The organism is Natronococcus jeotgali DSM 18795 (genome assembly GCF_000337695.1).
Classification (GTDB): domain Archaea; phylum Halobacteriota; class Halobacteria; order Halobacteriales; family Natrialbaceae; genus Natronococcus; species Natronococcus jeotgali.
This window is the reverse complement of record NZ_AOIA01000159.1, coordinates 32,626-47,977: the sequence shown is the minus strand read 5'-3', so window position 1 is coordinate 47,977 and position 15,352 is coordinate 32,626. Positions and strand designations below refer to the sequence as shown.

Sequence of the window (15,352 nt, the reverse complement as noted above, 5' to 3'; positions counted from 1 at the left end):
GGTCGTTCCCGGGAAACCGAACCCTGAACTGCCACCCCTCGTCCGTCGTCATCGCCTCGAGGACGACGGCTTCCGTCTCGGCGAGTCCGCCCAGGAGGCCGTTCACGTCGCGAGTCCACACCGCGCGGTACAGCGCGGTGCCGTCGATCCGATCGATCTGGGTGATGCTCTCGATGCCCGGATCCGCCGCGACGTGGCGCTCGAACGCTTCGAACCCCGTCCCGGTCGCCCAGAAGTACGGGACGACCTGCCCACCGACGGGGACGATCGCCTCGAGTTCGATCGCCATGTGTTCGACCGTCTCGAGCGCCGAGCCGAACACGAACTCCTCCGTTTCGACACTGAACTCCACGATAACGCTCATAGATACTGTTCGCGCGGAGCGAGCTTTACTCTACGTTCGCTCTCGCTTCGATCGTCGACGGTTCGCCGCTCGTCGCGTCGGCAAGCATCTATATCACGGCCCGGACCGATACTGTCACTGCAATACATGGTACTAGTTAGCGAGCTGCGTGAAATGTACGAGGACATGGTGACGGCGCGGTACTACGAGGAACGACTCCAGGAGGAGTACCTCGAGGGGAAACAGCCGGCGTTCGACATCTCGGCCGGCCCGATCCCCGGCGAGTTACACCTCGCGGCGGGCCAGGAGGCCGCCGCGGCGGGCGTCTGTCGGCACCTGCGCGACGACGACACCGCGACGGCACCCCACCGACCCCACCACGTCGCGATCGCCAAGGGCGTCGATCTGAAGCGGATGACAGCCGAGATCTTCGGACGGGAGAACGGGCTGAGTAGCGGAAAGGGCGGACACATGCACCTGTTCGATCCCGACGCGGGCTTTGCCTGCAGCGGCATCATCGCCCAGGGCTGTCCGCCCGCGGTCGGCGCGGGACTCGCGGCCAAGAAGCGAAACGAAGACGGCGTGGCCGTCGCCTTTCTCGGCGAGGGGGCGATCAGTCAGGGGGCGTTCCTCGAGTCGCTGAACCTGGCCGCAGTACAGCGGTTACCCGTCGTCTTCGTCGTCGAGGACAACGACTGGGCGATCAGCATGCCCAAGGGGCGGGTCACCGACGTCGCCGACGGCTCCCAGCGCGCGGCCGGGTTCGATATGCCCGGCGTCCGGGTCGACTACGACGACGCGACGGCCGTCTACGACGCCGCGCGGGAGGCCGTCGGGCGGGCGCGGGCCGGCAACGGGCCGACGCTGCTCGAGGTGCAGGTCCACCGCCGGATGGGCCATTTCATGGGCGACCCCGAGAGCTACCGCCCCGAGGAGGACGTGGAGGCCGCCCAGGCGCGGGATTCGATCGAACGCCTCGCCGAGGACCTGCGCGGGGCGGGTCTCGAGGACGACGACCTCGAGGCGATCCGCGAGGACGCCCGCGAGCGCGTCGACGAGGCCATCGAGTGGGCCAAAGAGCAACCCGAACCCGAGCCCGACGCAGCGCACGAGGACGTCTTCGTCAACCCGCCGTCGGGCGTGACGACCGAGGAACCGACCCACGAACTCGCCGGGGGTGACGACTGATGGCGCAGGAAGAACGACGGCAGGTGATCGACCGGGAACTGACGATGAGCCGCGCGATGGTCGAGGCGATCGCCCACGAGATGCGCGCGGACGACGAAGTCTTCTACATGGGCGAGGACGTCGCCGACTACGGCGGCATCTTCGACAGCACCGAGGGACTGCTCGAGGAGTTCGGCCGCGACCGGGTGATGGACGTCCCGATCAGCGAGACGGCCTACCTCGGGGCGGCCGTCGGCGCCGCACAGGAGGGGATGCGTCCCGTCGCGGAGCTGATGTTCGTCGACTTCTTCGGCGTCGCGATGGACCAGATCTACAACCAGATGGCCAAAAACACGTACATGAGCGGCGGGGCGGTCAACGTCCCGATGGTGTTGACGGCCGCGGTCGGGGGCACGTACAACGACGCCGCCCAGCACTCCCAGACGCTGTACGGCACCTTCGCCCACCTTCCGGGGATGAAGGTCGTCGTCCCCTCGACGGCCTACGACGCGAAGGGACTGATGCACAACGCGATTCAGGATGACGACCCCGTCGTCTACCTGTTCCACAAACGCCTGATGGGGATCGGCTGGATGCCCGCCCCCGACGGCCCGAAGACGCCGGTTCCCGAGGAGGAGTATACGATTCCCTTCGGCAGCGCCGACGTCAAACGCGAGGGCGACGACGCCACCGTCGTCACGCTCGGCCTGCACGTCCACCGGGCGCTCGAGGCCGCCGACGCCCTCGCCGAGGACGGCATCGACGCCGAGGTGATCGACCTCCGAACCCTCGTGCCCCTCGACACCGAGACGATCCGCGAGTCGGTCGCGAAGACGGGCCGGCTGGTCGTCGTCGACGAGGACTACCGATCTTACGGGGTCACCGGCGAGGTGATCGCCAGCGTCGCCGAGGACGGACTCGCCGACCTCGAGGCGGTCGAACGGGTCGCCGTCCCGGACGTACCGCTTCCCTACGCTCGTCCGATGGAGAACGAGGTCGTTCCGGATAGCGACGATATCGAGAGCGCAGTTCGCTCCGCATACGACGCATGAGCGGGACCGACGACCGCGTCGCCGTCGCCGCGAGCGACGCCTGGCCCGAAGACGTCGAGGAGGAGGAAGGCGTCGTCGTCAACTGGTTCGCCCGGGAGGGCCGACGCGTCGAGGACGGCGAGGCGATCTGCGAGATCCAGGTCGAGAAGGTAAGCGTCGACGTGCCCGCCCCCGCCAGCGGGGAGCTGGTCGCGATCGAGCGCGACGAGGACGACGAGATCGCGCGGGAGGACGTCCTCGCCTATATCGATCCCGACTGACCTGGGTCGGGATCCGCTGTGTCACTCGTTGACCAGCAGCAGCTTCCCGACGAAGTCGCCGTCCTCGCCCAGGCGGTGGGCGTCGGCGACCTCGTCGAACCCGAACCGCTCGTCGATGTGCGGTTCGACCGCGCCGTCGTCGACCAGCGCCGCGATATCGGCGAGCTCCTCGCCGATTCGCTCCTGACGCTCGCCGAGTATCACCGGCAGGATGACCAGCACGACGCCGAGCTCGAGGGAGTTCATGTGCATCGGCGAGAGGTCGAGCTCCGCGGCCGCGCTCGACTCGGTCGTGACGACGGTTCCGAAGGGCCGCGCCGCCTCGAAGGCCGTCTCGAGGTGGGCGTCGCCGATCGGGTCGAAGACGGTGTCGAAGCCGGCGCCGCTGGCGTGTTCCTCGACGTAGCGCTCGACGTCGGTCTCGGTGTAGTCGACCGTCGTGTCGGCGCCCAGTTCGGCGGCGAGTTCGCGCTTCTCGTCGCTCGATCCCGTGGCAGTCACCTCGGCGCCGAACCACTTCGCGAGCTGGACCCCGATGTGGCCGACGCCGCCGCTGGCCCCGTAGACCAGCACTTCCTCGCCGATGTCGACGGTCGTCTTGTCGGCGAGCATCTCCCAGGCCGTCAGCGCGACGACGGGCAGGGCCGCGCTCTCCTCGAGCGGAATCGCCTCGGGCGCGCGGGCGAACGTCCCCGCGTTGCCGACGACGTACTCCGCGAGCGCGCCCTGGCGGCCCGCGCCGCCGGGCATCCCGTAGACCTCGTCGCCCGCCTCGAAGGCCTCGACGTCCTCGCCGACGGCGTCGACGACCCCCGATACGTCGCAGTGCAGGATGGCGGGCATCTCGGGACCGATATCGGCCAGGTCGCCCCGGCGGATCTTGTAGTCGACCGGGTTGAGGCTGGTCGCGGCGACCTCGACGCGGATCTCCTCGGGACCGGGCTCGGGGACCTCGACGGTCGTCTCCGCGAAGTTGTCGGGATCGCCGTACTCCTCGAGCGCGTAGGCGGTCATCTCGCTCATCGTGGTTCGACGAACGGGCCTCGGACCGGAGTATCCCGCGCTTGCGGAGGAACGTGCCGGAACGGGGCGTCGTGTCGGCCAGGAAAACATTCAACCCGATCCTCGTCGAACGGACGGATAATGGTACGAACTCCGCTCGACCCGTTCCGCGACGAGGACGGCGACTGGACCACCCCGTCGGGACGGGCGGGCGAGTTCCTCGCCCTGATCGTCGGACTCCCCCTGTTCGCCTGGTTCGCGTCGAGCGACCTGGGCGGGCTCGAGCCCGGCGACGGCTGGCTCGCGCTCGCCGTCGGCGTCTGGGCCGGGTTCGCCTACGCGGCGTTCTTTCGGGAACGGCTGCTCGCGGCCGTCCCCGACTGGCTGAGCAGTTGGACGCTCGGCTCGCTGCTCACGGGCGGGTTCGGGCTCTCCGTCCTCGAGGTCGTCCACCTCGCCGACCCGACCGTCCTGGTCGTCCTCGCGGCCGGAACGGCGGTGCTCGCCGTCTCTGCGATCAGGCTCGTCTCGCCGCTCCACGAGGGGATGGAACCGCAACGACGGGGCGTCGAACCGCCCGCGTCGGCGGACGTTGAGCGATAGCAGTACAGTTCACACTGTTGAACCAAACTCGCGTTACGCACAGGTCAACGATATACCGGTGTCCGATGTAGACTATACAATAAACATCACAGAACCTACGATAAAACTAAGCAGAGCAATACTGGCGAGGGCAGTAGTAGATTCCTTTCGTCCATTACTATCCACATCTTCTGTAAGAAGAATTTTAGCACCAACAAATATCGCAGCGACACTACCTATGAGACTTACTGCTGCCCAAATTGATTGTCCATTCTGTACAAGTTGACTAAGTGACTGTACAAGGAGCACAACTCCGATAACTAGGGGTGCAACCCCAACTCGCCTCTGTTTTGGCATATTCATGTCATTAAGACAGAGTCATATAACGTTTACTAGGGACTGCTCTGTTCGCCGACCTACGTAACAATCCGATATATTCTGATTCACCTACCAGACAGAATAAAGAAAGCGTATTCCCAGCTACTGCGGACTTACCACGCTTCCTCGAGCACGCCCTCGATCTCCTCGACGGTCGGGTCGAGTCCCGGCGGGGCGTTTGTCATGAATCCGTCGGCGAGGATCGTCTCCGCGACGTCGGCAAAGTCGTCGTCCCCGACGGGCTCGAGGTCCCGCAGGCGGGCGGGGAGCCCGAGTTCGTCGCGCAGCTCCGCGACCCGGTCGACGACCGCGGCGCCGTGGTCGGCGGCCTCGCCGACGCCCAGCGCGTCCGCGAGCAGCCCCGCCCGCGCGTCGACGCCCTCCCGCTCGAAGAGGTAGCGCAGAGCGTGGGGGACGACGACCGCGTGGGCGACCCCCTGCTGGAGGGCGTAGGCGTCCCGCAGGCCGTGGCCGAAGGCGTGGACGACCGACAGCGTCGTTCCGTCGGGGCGGGAGATACCGTACTGGACGAGGAGCAGCCCCTCGAGCAGGGTTTCGTAGACCGCAAGGTCGCGATCGCCCCGCCCGAACGCCTCGAGTCCGTCCTCGAGCTTCTCGAGGCCGTGTCGGGCCGTCGCGTCGGTAACGGGGGTCGCCTCGGCCGCGTAGATCGTCTCGAGGCCCTTGTCGAAGCCGTTCATCGCCGACCCCGCGAGGATCGTGTCGGGCGTCGTCGCGACCAGCTCGGGGTCGTAGAACGCCGCGGTCGGCATCAGCCCGGGGTCGGAGATTCCGCCCCCGAGTTCCTCGTCGACCAGCCCCGAGTCGGGCGCGGCGGTGATCCCGGCGCCCGTCGAGAGGTCGGCGCCGGCCAGCGTGGTCGGAACGGCGACGATCGGGACCGGGTCGTCGGGAACGTCGATCGTGCCCGTCTGAGCGAACTCCTCGGCGATCCGATCCCGCGAGCGGTCGGTCGCCGCGAGGACGCTTACCGCCTTCGCGACGTCGAGGCTGCTCCCGCCGCCGAGGCTGACGAGGACGTCCGCGTCTTCGGCCTCGAGCCGATCGAGCCCGTCGAACGCCGTTCCGAGGCGCTTGTCGGGCGTCGTCTCGTCGAAGACGCCCGCCAGTCGGTCGCCCAGTCCCTCGCGGACGGGGTCGATCACCTCGGGCGTGCTCCCGACCGTGGCGCCACAGACCACGAGCGCTCGCTTGAGGTCCAGCACCTCGAGTTCGTCCTCGAGGGCGTCGGCACAGCCCGCGCCGAACCGGATCGTCGCCGGGTGGTACTCGAACCGGAAGGCCGGATCCCGCGTCGTCGCGTCGGTTGCGGTCATGCCTCCCCGTAGGGCGGGATCGCAGTAAAAAGGACCAGCGGCGTCAGCCGGGACAGGAGGTCAGTCGCCCGCGTCGACGGTCGGGCCCTCGAACGACGGTAGCTGCGCCTCGATCCGTTCGCGTTCGTCCTCGAGGCGTTCGGGAAGGACGAGCTCGGACCCAAGCTCCGCGGGATCCTCGTCGACGGCGAACCCGGGACCGGTCGTCGCCATCTCGACGAGGACGCCGCCGGGTTCGCGGACGTAGATCGACTGGAAGTACTTGCGGTCGATCACCTCGGTCGGCGAGAGCCCGTGGTCGGCGAAGACCTCGCGCCACGCTTCCTGTTCCTCGACGCTCTCGACCGTGAACGCGACGTGGTGGACCGTTCCGACGCCCATCCGACCGCGTCCGAGGTCGGTCTCGACGAGGTCGACGGTCGAGCCCGGACCGCCCGCCGCGGCCCGGTAGCGCCGTCGGCCGTCGGCCTCGTCCTCGAGGTCGTACCCCAGGACGTCGGTCAGCACCGCTGCGGTCGCGTCGACGGAGTCGACCGCGAGGGTCACGCCGTGAAAGCCTCGCAGCTGGTGCTCGGTCGGAACCGGGCCCTCGGTCCACGGCGTCGCGTCGGTCGCTCCCTCGGTGGCCACCAGCTCGAGCTCGATCCCGTCCGGGTCCTCGAATCGGAGGACCGTCTCGCCGAACCGCTCCTCGCGGTCGACCGCAACGTTCCGCGACTCGAGGCGGTCGCGCCAGTAGTCGATCGACGCCGGCGGGACCCGGTAGGCGGTCGTCTTCGTCTGCCCCGCGCCGAACTGCCCGGGTCGGCCCTCGTCGGTCCACGGGAAGAAGGTGATGTTCGTCCCGGGTGTCCCCTCCCCGTCGCCGAAGTAGAGGTGGTAGGTACCGGGGTCGTCGTGGTTGACGGTCCGCTTGACGAGGCGCAGGCCCAGCGTGTCGACGTAGAAGTCGGCGTTTCGCTGCGGGTCGCCCGCGATCGCGGTCACGTGGTGGAGGCCGGGAGTCTCGGGTGCCATACTGATAGGAGTCGCTCGAGCTTTGAGTCGCTTCCCTCACCCCGGTGTTACGAGGTGACGCCGACGTTATCGGGGGTACGGTCGCCGAAAACGAGCCGTCCCGAAAGGACGGCGTCTCACTCGATCTCGAGTCGGGTCACGAGCGCCACCTCGTTCGTGATGGCGTCCATCAGCGGCGAGGTCGCCTCGACGCGCTCGCGCAGCTCCTCGAGTTGTTCCGCCGTGGCGTCCGCCTCGATGCGGGTCGTGCAGGCGATCGACTCGTAGCCGGGACGGACATCCTCGTCGAGCCCGAGGAAGCCCCGCAGGTCCACGTCGCCCTCCATCTCGAAGCGGAGGGCCTCCAGTTCGATTCCCATGGCCGCGGCGTTCGCCGCGTAGCCGACGGCCAGACACGAGCCGAGCGCGCCGAGCAGCGTCTCGACGGCGTTGGGTGCCGTTCGCTCGCCCAGGATCTCCTCTGGTTCGTCGCCCCGGAGCGTGAACGCCCGCGTGTGAACGGTTTCGCCCGCCTGATCGAACTCGTCGATGGTCGTCGTCGCCTGCAGCGCGTCCTCCCACTCGGTTTCCGCTCGAAACGTGAACGCCCCGACGGCGGCGTCCTCGTCGATCGCCTCGATCGCACCCTCGAGGGCGGAGACGTCGACGCCGTTAACTGTCGTTTCCTCTCTCGTGGCCATCGCTGACTCACCGACGTAGTCTTCGGCGGCCGCGACGATAAGCTAGCTAGGTACTCTCTAGCAAATAATCGGTTCGGCCGCGATCTCGTCGGCGTCCGGGCCGCCGGGGGAGACGGCCGTCCGATCGCGACCCCGGAAGACGCGATCGATCCCCGCGTCCCGACCCCGTCGAAATCCTTATATCCCGTATCGGTGTGTGGGTTATTATCATACATGCACGGATGCTCGGATCAAGCGCTGTTAGCCACGCTTGCCGAGCGGGGGCCGGCCGAGATGGCGACGCTGGCCGACGAGTTCGAGATCCACCCCGTGACGATCACCGAACGGTGTTACGAGCTCCAGTCGGCGGGTCACGTCCGGCAGATCTCGGGCGGCGTCTACGTGATCACCGACGACGGCAGGGCCTACCTCGAGACGCTCTCGGAGTGAGCTACGAGCCCCGTCCCCGCTCGCGCTCGATCGTCGTCGCGTAGATCCCGCCGAGGACGACGAGCCCGCCCGCGACCGTGATCGCGTCGGGCACCTCGGCGAGCAGGACCAGCGCGAGCAGCGTCGCGCCGACGGGTTCGCCCAGCCAGGTGACGCTGACGACGACCGACTCGAGGTGTTTCAGCGCCCAGTTGACGACCGTGTGGCCGAAGATTCCGGGTCCGATCGCCATTCCGAGAAAGAGCAGCCACTCCCGCGAGGGGTAGGCGAGGTACGCGTGGCCCTGCGCGCCGACGAGCGCGAGCAACGACAGCGTACAGGCCGCGTAGACGACGGTCACGTAGGGAAACAACGAGACGCGCTGGCGGATCGATCGCCCCGCGAGGACGTAGCCCGCGACCGTGATCGCTCCCAGAATCGCGAGTGCGTTGCCGTAGGCCGTCGCGCCCGCGATCGGCGCCTCGCCGGCGTCGCCCAGCGACATCGCGGTCGCCCCGATCAGAGCGACGACGATGCCGGCGACCGTCCCGCGGTCGACGCGCTCGCCGAGTGCCAGCGCCGCGCCGAGGGCGACGAAGATCGGCTGGGTCTGGACCAGCGTGACGCTGGCGGCGACGCTCGTGTGGTCCAGGCTCTCGAACCAGGCCGCGAAGTGGACCGCGAGCGAGATCCCGGCAACGACGGCGAGTCCCAGGTCGCGCCCCGAGAGGCGGGCGAACTCCTCGCGGTGTCGCGCCAGGGCGATCGGCGCGACGATCGCCGTCGTGAACAGCACTCGGTAGAACGCGGCGACCGAACTCGGCGCGCCGCTCCAGCGGACCAGAATCGCGCTCGTGCTGGCGGCGAAGATCGCAAACGCGAGCGCGCCGAGCGGCGTCGCCTCGAGGTCGGCGGCGTTCACGTCGGATCGCAAGACCCGACGCGACTAAACAGCTTCCGGTGACCGGACGGTCGCCCTGAACTCTCAGTCCCGGGGGAACCGTCCCGGTCGGTAGTGGGCGGCGACCTCGGCGTCGATCTCCTCGAAACCGATGATGTCGTCCTCGGTCAGCTCCTCGGCGTCCCACTCCTCGAGGTAGGCGAGGGCGTCGTCCTCGTCGGCGAACGGGCGGGGGTTCAGTCCCATCACGTCGTTGTCGTCGGCGCCGCTCTCGTCGGTGACGATCACGAAGTGGGCCTCGAGGGCGTCGATCAGCTCGCCGGTCTCGTAGTCGACCGTCCAGGCGCCGACGATCTCCGAGTCGACCGGGACGTCGGCGAGGTAGGCGGTCATACACCCCGACGAGCAAAAGATCGCCCGCTCCTCGGTCTCGTGGGCGAGCTGGCTGTACCAGTCGGAGTAGTCCGTCGGTCCCATGCCGCAGACGGCACAGTGCTGACCGTGGCTGAACTCGATCGGTTCGTCCCCCGGCTCCTCGAGGTGTGGGGCGTTCGGGTGTTCGTCGTCCTCGCTCCCGCTCTCGTCGCCGTCGTCCTCCCCGCCCGCGTCGCCGATGCAGCCGGCGAGACCGACGCAGGCTCCCGCGCCGATCGCGCCCAGCACGCGGCGTCTGGCAATCGGTCCCCGGTCGTGTGCGCTCATTCGTGTCGTCCCTACCGTCGCCGCGATCAAAACGGACGTGGTTCGTGCGTCGAACCGGTCACTCGAGCGCCGCCTTCGTCAGTCGGTGGCGGGCGCGGAACATCGTCTCGAAGCCGACCCGCGAGAACGGCGTCGCCGCCGCGCCCAGCGGGCCGAACGGCAGCTCGTACTCGACGCGGTCCCGCACGAGCGTCTCGTCGCCGTCGCCGTAGAAGGCGTGGGTGTGGACCCAGCGTTCGAAGGGGCCGTCGACCATCTCGTCGCGGAAGTAGGCCGTCCCGTCGGCCCGCTCGCGCTCGGTGATCGCCGACGTCCAGCGTTGGCGGGGACCGACGCCGAAGGGTCGGATCGACAGCGTCACCGTCGCGCCGGGCTCGAGGACGTCGGGATCGGGCTCGCCGTTCGGTCCCGTCGCGGACTCGACGCGCAGCCCCATCCAGTCCGGCGTCGCCGCCTCGAGTCCCGACACCCCCGAGTGGAACCGCCAGACCTCTTCGAGGGGCGCCTCGACGCGCATCTCGCGCTCGTAGGTGGGCATGGGGAGCGGTACGGACGGCGAGGGCAAAAGCGCGCGGCCGTCGGCTCCCGCCTACCGCTCCGCCGGAACCTCGCGCAGGTCGTCGAGCCCCTCGAGTTCGTAGGTCACAGCCTCGGGAAGCGGACCGTCTGCGTTGTGGGACCGTCTGAGGTAGGCGGCCTCGAGGCCCGCGCGCTCGGCGGCGACGGCGTCGGTCTCGCGGTCGCCGACGTACAGCCCCGTCTCGACTCCCAGCTCGGCCAGCGTCTCCTCGAGGAGGTGCGGATTCGGCTTGCGCCGGCGGAATCCCTCGGGGGTGGGCTCGCGTCCCCTGGCGGCCGCGAACGGCGCGGAGAGGTGGTCGGCCACGAACGTCGCGGTCTCGTGGCGGTTGTTGCTGACCAGCGCGAGCGTCGCTCGCTCGGCGAGCGACTCCAGCGCCGCGACGTCGCCGTAGAACGCCCGCTCGCCCGAGCGGATCCGCTCGGCCGCGAGCCGCGAGGCCGCCTCCTCTTTCTGGCGCCAGAACTCCCGCGGGTCCGTACCGAGAGCAGCGCAGGCCGATTCGACGCTCTCGTACCCGTGCGATCGAAGGCCGGCTCGCTGTCGGTCCGTCGGCTCGAGGCCCAGTTCGTCGACGGCGGCGTCGGCCGCGCGGTCGTAGACCGACTGCGGCGTGCCCGGTCCCTCGAGGACGACGCCGTCCATGTCGAGCAGTATCGTCTCGGTCACGGGAGCGCCTACGGACCGAGCGCCTATGGATCCGACGGGCCGAATGGGTCGGGAAAACGTAGCAGACAGACCGCGGCAAGCGACGGAACCGACGGCGTCCGCGAGGAGCGCTACTTCAGCCGTTCCTGAAGGAAGGACGGATGGGCGGCCGTGACGCCCTCGATCTCGAGCAATTCCTCGGAGATGATCTCGCCGAGCGCGTCGCCGTCCTCGGCGCGGACCTCGGCCATCAGCATGTGGTCGCCGCTGGAGCTGTACAGGGCCTCGACCTCCTCGAGGCGCTTGATCGCCTTCGTCGCCTCGACGTAGCGTTCGCTGGCGACGTCGAGCCCGACCATCGCGATGGTCTGGCTCGAGAGCTTCTTCGGGTCGACGTCGGCGGAGTAGCCGACGATGACGCCCTCGTCCTCGAGCTGGTTGATGTACTTGCGGACCGTCGGTTTCGAGACGTCCGCTCGATCGGCGATCTCGGCGTAGGAAGCCTGTGCGTCCTCCTCGAGAACCTCGAGGATGCGATCTTCCGTCGCTTGGGTGCTCATTACCGTATAGTTTTGCTCGGGTCGGAAAATAACTTTTGTATCCGAAAACGTCGGCTCCCGTGAGTGAAGGTTCGCCTCGAGACGATCGTCGGTTTTATTCGCCGCCTCCGCCGAGGGCCGTCGATGGTCGAGGCGAACGCGTTGCTCGGACTGTTCTGGATCGGCTGCGGGCTCGTCGTCCTCGTTCCGGCCGCCCTGATCGCGTTTCGCGGCCGGGCCGACCTCCACGTCCACTACGACGAGGCCGTCGATCCCGAGTACGTCTCGCGGCGGGCCGGGACGACCGCCCTGCTGATGGGGCTGGCGATGGTCGCCTACGGCAGCCACCAGCTACTGTACGGCTTCTCCCCGACGGCGTTCGGCGGCCTGCTGGTCGCTCNTGAACGCGCTCACGAAGCGGTTCGCGCAGGGGTGGGGGAGCGACGCCGAGGACGCCGCGACGGAATGACCGTCTCGAGGCAAGATCACGGCCCGCTCAGAGCAGGGAGAGGACCGTTCCGACCGCGGCCAGCGCCGCACCGAGCCCGACGAGACCCCCGGTACGCCGAGCGACATCCGGCGTCGGCTCCTCGATTCCGGTCGCGGAGACGATCACCACCACGGCGCCGCCGGAGACGAGTAGCGCCGACCCGATACCGACCCCGTCCCAGCCCTCGCGCGCGATCTCGACGCCTCCGGAGACGAGCGCACAGACGCCGAGGACGAGCATCGAGAGTCGGTACCGTCGAACCGGATCCATATCCGTTCCGTCAGCTCGCCGAGTAGTAATCCTGTCGGCTCGGACGCGACCGCCAAAAAGATCGCTCGGGGGTCGTCGCTACGTGTGTCGCTCGAGCAGGTCGTAGCTGCGCTCCCACTCGGCGTCCTCGTCGAAGTACCGCTCGGCGACGGGCTGGTCGGGCATCTCGCCGACGGCCTTCTTCTCCTGGGTGTAGGAGGGGCTCTCGTCGTCGACGTAGTACCGACCGGTGAGGACGGTGCCCTCGTTGAGGACGTCCTCGGTCTCGCGCATGATCTCGGCGGCCTCCGCGCGGTCGTTGACGTCGTGGTCGTAGTCGTCGGACTCCTGGATGTCGATGTAGGGGACGTACTGGCGGGCGTCCTTGTTCCAGGTCGGACACTGGGTCAGGAAGTCGACGTGGGCGAACCCGTCGTGCTCGATGGCCTCCTTGATGATCTCCTTGGCCTGGTTGGGGTTGACCGCGGCGGTGCGGGCGATGTACGTCGCGCCGGCGGTCAGCGACTGCGACAGCGGCCGGATCGGCGTCTTCGCGCTGCCGGAGGGCTGGGTCTTGGACTTGTGGCCCTTCGGACTCGTGGGCGAGGTCTGGCCCTTCGTCAGCCCGAAGATCTCGTTGTTGAACACGATGTAGGTCATGTCGTGGTTCTCCCGGGCCGTGTGGATGAAGTGGTTCCCGCCGATCCCGTAGCCGTCGCCGTCGCCGCCGGCGGCGATGACCTCGAGCTCGGGGTTGGCGAGCTTCGCCGCGCGGGCGACGGGCAGCGAGCGCCCGTGGATCGTATGGAAGCCGTACGTGTCCAGGTAGCTGTTCAGCTTGCCGGAACAGCCGATCCCGGTGACCGTCAGGACCTCCTCGGGAGTTTTCCCGACTTCGGGGAGGGCCTGTTTCAGCGACTTCAGCACGCCGAAGTCGCCACAGCCCGGACACCAGGTCGGCTGCGGTTCGACGCCGGGCGTGAACTCGTCCCGGTCGATCTCTCGTTCCTCACCGATCGCGTTGAATGCACTCATTGTTCAGTCACCTGCAGCGGGTTCGATCCGTACCTGTGCCTCTGGCTGGCGGTCCTCGTCAGCCAGGTTAACCTCGTAGCCCTCGACGATCTCGGCGGGCTCGAAGGGGTTGCCGTTGAACTTCAGCAGACTGGTCATCTTGTCGCCGAACCGGCCCAGCTCCTTCTGCATCAGGCCGCGGAACTGCGCGGTGGCGTTCATCTCGACGACCATCGCCTCGTCGACGCTCTCCAGGAACTCCGTGACCTCCCGCTCGGCGAAGGGAATCATGTCGGAGACGCTGAGGCCCTTGACGGAGTGGCCGTTCTCGTTCAGGCGGTCGACGGCTTCGGCGACGGCGCCCTGCGAGGAGCCCCACGTGATGATCCCGTACTCGGCCTCGTCGGGGCCGAAGTAGGTCTGGGTGGAGTCGCGCTCCTCGTCGAGCTCCTCGCGGATCTTCTCGAGTTTCTCGAGGCGCCGTTCCATCTGGGCGACGCGGTTGTCGGGGTCCTCGCTGATGTGGCCGACGGGCGAGTGCTCGTTACCGGTCGCGAGGTAGCGTCCGCCCTTCTGTCCGGGAATCGAGCGCGACGCGACGCCGTCCTCGGCGTCCTCGTAGTTGAACCGCTTGAACTTCCCGGAGTTGTCGTGGGCGGCCTCCTTCAGTTCGTCCTCGGTCAGCGTCGAGCCCAGATCCGGCGAGACCTCGCGGTCGAAGAAGTCGACGTCGACGTTGGTGTTCTCGCCGGAGAGCTTCTGGTCGTAGATGACGATCGCCGGGATCTGGTAGTCCCAGGCGATGTCGAAGGCCAGCCGCGTCTGTTCGTAGGCCTCCTCGATGGTCCCCGGCGCGAAGACGACGCGCTGGGAGTCGCCCTGGCTCGTGTAGAGGACGTGCTCGAGGTCGGCCTGTTCGGGCTTGGTCGGCATCCCCGTCGAGGGGCCGGCCCGCATCGACTCGACGAGCACGACCGGCGTCTCGGTCATCTCGGCCAGTCCGAGCGGTTCGCTCATCAGCGCGAAACCGCCCCCGGAGGAGCCGGACATCGCCTTGACGCCGGCGTGGCTCGCGCCCACCGCGAGCGCGGCCGCGGCGATCTCGTCCTCGACCTGCTCGGAGACGCCGCCCATCTGGGGGAAGTTCTGGCTGAGGATCGTGAACACGTCGGTCCACGGCGTCATCGGGTAGCCGGCGATAAAGCGACAGCCGGCGTCGATCGCGCCGTAGGCGATCGCGTTCGAGCCCGACAGCAGCGCCTGCTCGGCGTCGTGCTCGCCCTCGGGGGCGCGCAGGTCGTGCTCGACCTCGATCTCGTCGCCGACCATCTCGTAGGCCTCGTGGAGGATCTCGAGGTTCGCCTCGAGGATGTCCCCGCCCATCGCGTCGGACATCAGGTCCTCGATGTGCTCGAGTTCCATGTCGAGCAGCCCCGCCGTCACGCCGACGCCGGCGGTGTTGCGCATGACCTCGCGGCCGTGTTCCTTGGCGAGCCCGCGCAGGTCGACCGGGTAGACGTGCCAGCCGTTCTCCTCGGCGCGCTCCTCCAGGTCGAGCTCGGCGATGTCGTCCTCGCTGAGCAGCCCCTCGTCGTAGACGATGACCCCGCCCTCGCGGAGCTCGTCTAGGTTCTCCGAGAGGGGTTTGATCTCCTCGTTGCCGTAGTAGGCCTCCTCCTGAGGGTTCCGGGCGAACGAGTCCCCCAGCGCGAGGAGGAAGTTGTAGCCGTCGCCCCGGGACTGTACCTCGTCGGCTGCGGCCCGGATTTCGACGTAGGTGTGGCCGCCACGGATCCGCGAGGGATAGTGGCGGTGTGTGAATACGTCGAGCCCCGAGCGCATCAGCGCCTTCGCGAAGTTCTGGCTCGTCGAGTCGATCCCGTCTCCGGAACCGCCTGAGACTCGCCAGATGAGTTCGTCATCGCTCATTGAAATCAGTGGCCTGGCGGCCAGCCGTATCCGAATTTTTGTCTCACCGTGCCTAAAGCCTTTGCTATAGATTG

General features: G+C 68.0%; 19 protein-coding genes. 5 read left to right on the top strand and 14 right to left on the bottom strand.

The genetic code is table 11. The annotated features are described in order from the left end of the window. On the bottom strand, window positions 1-364 hold a 364-nt coding region (locus tag C492_RS19310), incomplete at its 3' end, for a bacterio-opsin activator domain-containing protein (RefSeq protein ID WP_008426732.1). A 153-nt stretch (window positions 365-517) separates the two neighbouring features. On the opposite strand from C492_RS19310, the gene C492_RS19305 reads away from it, so the two are divergent. Genes C492_RS19305 through C492_RS19295 form a run of 3 tightly spaced genes read left to right on the top strand, consistent with a single transcriptional unit; the run spans window position 518 to window position 2,822 of the window. After that, on the top strand, window positions 518-1,531 hold the full coding sequence (locus tag C492_RS19305) for a thiamine pyrophosphate-dependent dehydrogenase E1 component subunit alpha (RefSeq protein ID WP_008426730.1): 1,014 nt from the start codon (window positions 518-520) through the stop codon (window positions 1,529-1,531). After that, window positions 1,531-2,562, top strand: a complete 1,032-nt coding sequence (locus C492_RS19300; protein WP_008426728.1) for an alpha-ketoacid dehydrogenase subunit beta — start codon at window positions 1,531-1,533, stop codon at window positions 2,560-2,562. Before C492_RS19305 ends, C492_RS19300 begins: the two co-directional genes overlap by 1 nt. Beyond that, complete coding sequence (locus tag C492_RS19295) at window positions 2,559-2,822, top strand: lipoyl domain-containing protein (protein ID WP_008426726.1); 264 nt, start codon at window positions 2,559-2,561, stop codon at window positions 2,820-2,822. The genes C492_RS19300 and C492_RS19295 overlap by 4 nt, the downstream gene beginning before the upstream one ends. A 21-nt stretch (window positions 2,823-2,843) precedes the next feature. On the opposite strand, the gene C492_RS19290 is transcribed toward C492_RS19295, so the two are convergent. Next, the gene (locus C492_RS19290) at window positions 2,844-3,845 is read right to left on the bottom strand and encodes a zinc-binding dehydrogenase (RefSeq protein ID WP_008426725.1); all 1,002 of its coding nucleotides are present in this window, start codon (window positions 3,843-3,845) and stop codon (window positions 2,844-2,846) included. A 120-nt stretch (window positions 3,846-3,965) separates the two neighbouring features. Here C492_RS19290 and C492_RS19285 point away from each other — a divergent pair, with 120 nt between their 5' ends. Then, window positions 3,966-4,427 (top strand): hypothetical protein, encoded by a 462-nt coding sequence (locus tag C492_RS19285; RefSeq protein ID WP_008426723.1) that lies wholly within the window; start codon window positions 3,966-3,968, stop codon window positions 4,425-4,427. 72 nt (window positions 4,428-4,499) lie between these two features. Here the strand turns inward: C492_RS19285 and C492_RS23985 are convergent, their stop codons facing one another. From C492_RS23985 to C492_RS19270, 4 genes are all read right to left on the bottom strand, one after another. Further along, window positions 4,500-4,763, bottom strand: coding sequence for a hypothetical protein (locus C492_RS23985; RefSeq protein ID WP_152424961.1), 264 nt, complete (start codon window positions 4,761-4,763; stop codon window positions 4,500-4,502). Window positions 4,764-4,897: 134 nt separating this feature from the next. Further along, window positions 4,898-6,121: an iron-containing alcohol dehydrogenase family protein gene (locus tag C492_RS19280; RefSeq protein WP_008426721.1), complete on the bottom strand. Its 1,224-nt coding sequence runs from the start codon at window positions 6,119-6,121 to the stop codon at window positions 4,898-4,900. 60 nt (window positions 6,122-6,181) lie between these two features. Continuing rightward, window positions 6,182-7,138, bottom strand: coding sequence for a ring-cleaving dioxygenase (locus tag C492_RS19275; protein WP_008426719.1), 957 nt, complete (start codon window positions 7,136-7,138; stop codon window positions 6,182-6,184). 116 nt (window positions 7,139-7,254) lie between these two features. After that, entirely contained in the window at window positions 7,255-7,818 is a 564-nt protein-coding gene (locus tag C492_RS19270; RefSeq protein WP_008426717.1) for an OsmC family protein, read from the bottom strand. A 213-nt stretch (window positions 7,819-8,031) separates the two neighbouring features. Here C492_RS19270 and C492_RS23980 point away from each other — a divergent pair, with 213 nt between their 5' ends. After that, the gene (locus tag C492_RS23980; protein WP_152424960.1) at window positions 8,032-8,247 is read left to right on the top strand and encodes a hypothetical protein; all 216 of its coding nucleotides are present in this window, start codon (window positions 8,032-8,034) and stop codon (window positions 8,245-8,247) included. A gap of 1 nt (window position 8,248) precedes the next feature. Here C492_RS23980 and C492_RS19265 read toward each other — a convergent pair whose 3' ends face one another. From C492_RS19265 to C492_RS19230, 8 genes are all read right to left on the bottom strand, one after another. Next, window positions 8,249-9,148 carry a DMT family transporter gene (locus C492_RS19265; RefSeq protein WP_008426712.1) on the bottom strand — a complete coding sequence of 300 codons (900 nt, stop codon included), beginning with the start codon at window positions 9,146-9,148 and terminating at the stop codon, window positions 8,249-8,251. Between the two features lie 63 nt (window positions 9,149-9,211). Continuing rightward, window positions 9,212-9,829, bottom strand: a complete 618-nt coding sequence (locus C492_RS19260; protein ID WP_049893198.1) for a nitrous oxide reductase accessory protein NosL — start codon at window positions 9,827-9,829, stop codon at window positions 9,212-9,214. 58 nt (window positions 9,830-9,887) lie between these two features. Further along, complete coding sequence (locus tag C492_RS19255; RefSeq protein WP_008426709.1) at window positions 9,888-10,367, bottom strand: SRPBCC family protein; 480 nt, start codon at window positions 10,365-10,367, stop codon at window positions 9,888-9,890. A 51-nt stretch (window positions 10,368-10,418) separates the two neighbouring features. After that, complete coding sequence (locus C492_RS19250; RefSeq protein ID WP_008426707.1) at window positions 10,419-11,078, bottom strand: HAD family hydrolase; 660 nt, start codon at window positions 11,076-11,078, stop codon at window positions 10,419-10,421. Window positions 11,079-11,188: 110 nt separating this feature from the next. Further along, a complete protein-coding gene (gene lrpA1, locus C492_RS19245; protein WP_008426705.1) occupies window positions 11,189-11,617 on the bottom strand; it encodes an HTH-type transcriptional regulator LrpA1 in 429 nt (142 codons plus the stop codon). Window positions 11,618-12,092: 475 nt separating this feature from the next. Next, entirely contained in the window at window positions 12,093-12,356 is a 264-nt protein-coding gene (locus C492_RS19240; RefSeq protein ID WP_008426703.1) for a hypothetical protein, read from the bottom strand. A gap of 78 nt (window positions 12,357-12,434) precedes the next feature. Then, a complete protein-coding gene (locus C492_RS19235; protein ID WP_008426701.1) occupies window positions 12,435-13,370 on the bottom strand; it encodes a thiamine pyrophosphate-dependent enzyme in 936 nt (311 codons plus the stop codon). Between the two features lie 3 nt (window positions 13,371-13,373). Beyond that, window positions 13,374-15,278 carry a 2-oxoacid:acceptor oxidoreductase subunit alpha gene (locus C492_RS19230; RefSeq protein WP_008426699.1) on the bottom strand — a complete coding sequence of 635 codons (1,905 nt, stop codon included), beginning with the start codon at window positions 15,276-15,278 and terminating at the stop codon, window positions 13,374-13,376. Between the last annotated feature and the right edge of the window lie 74 nt (window positions 15,279-15,352).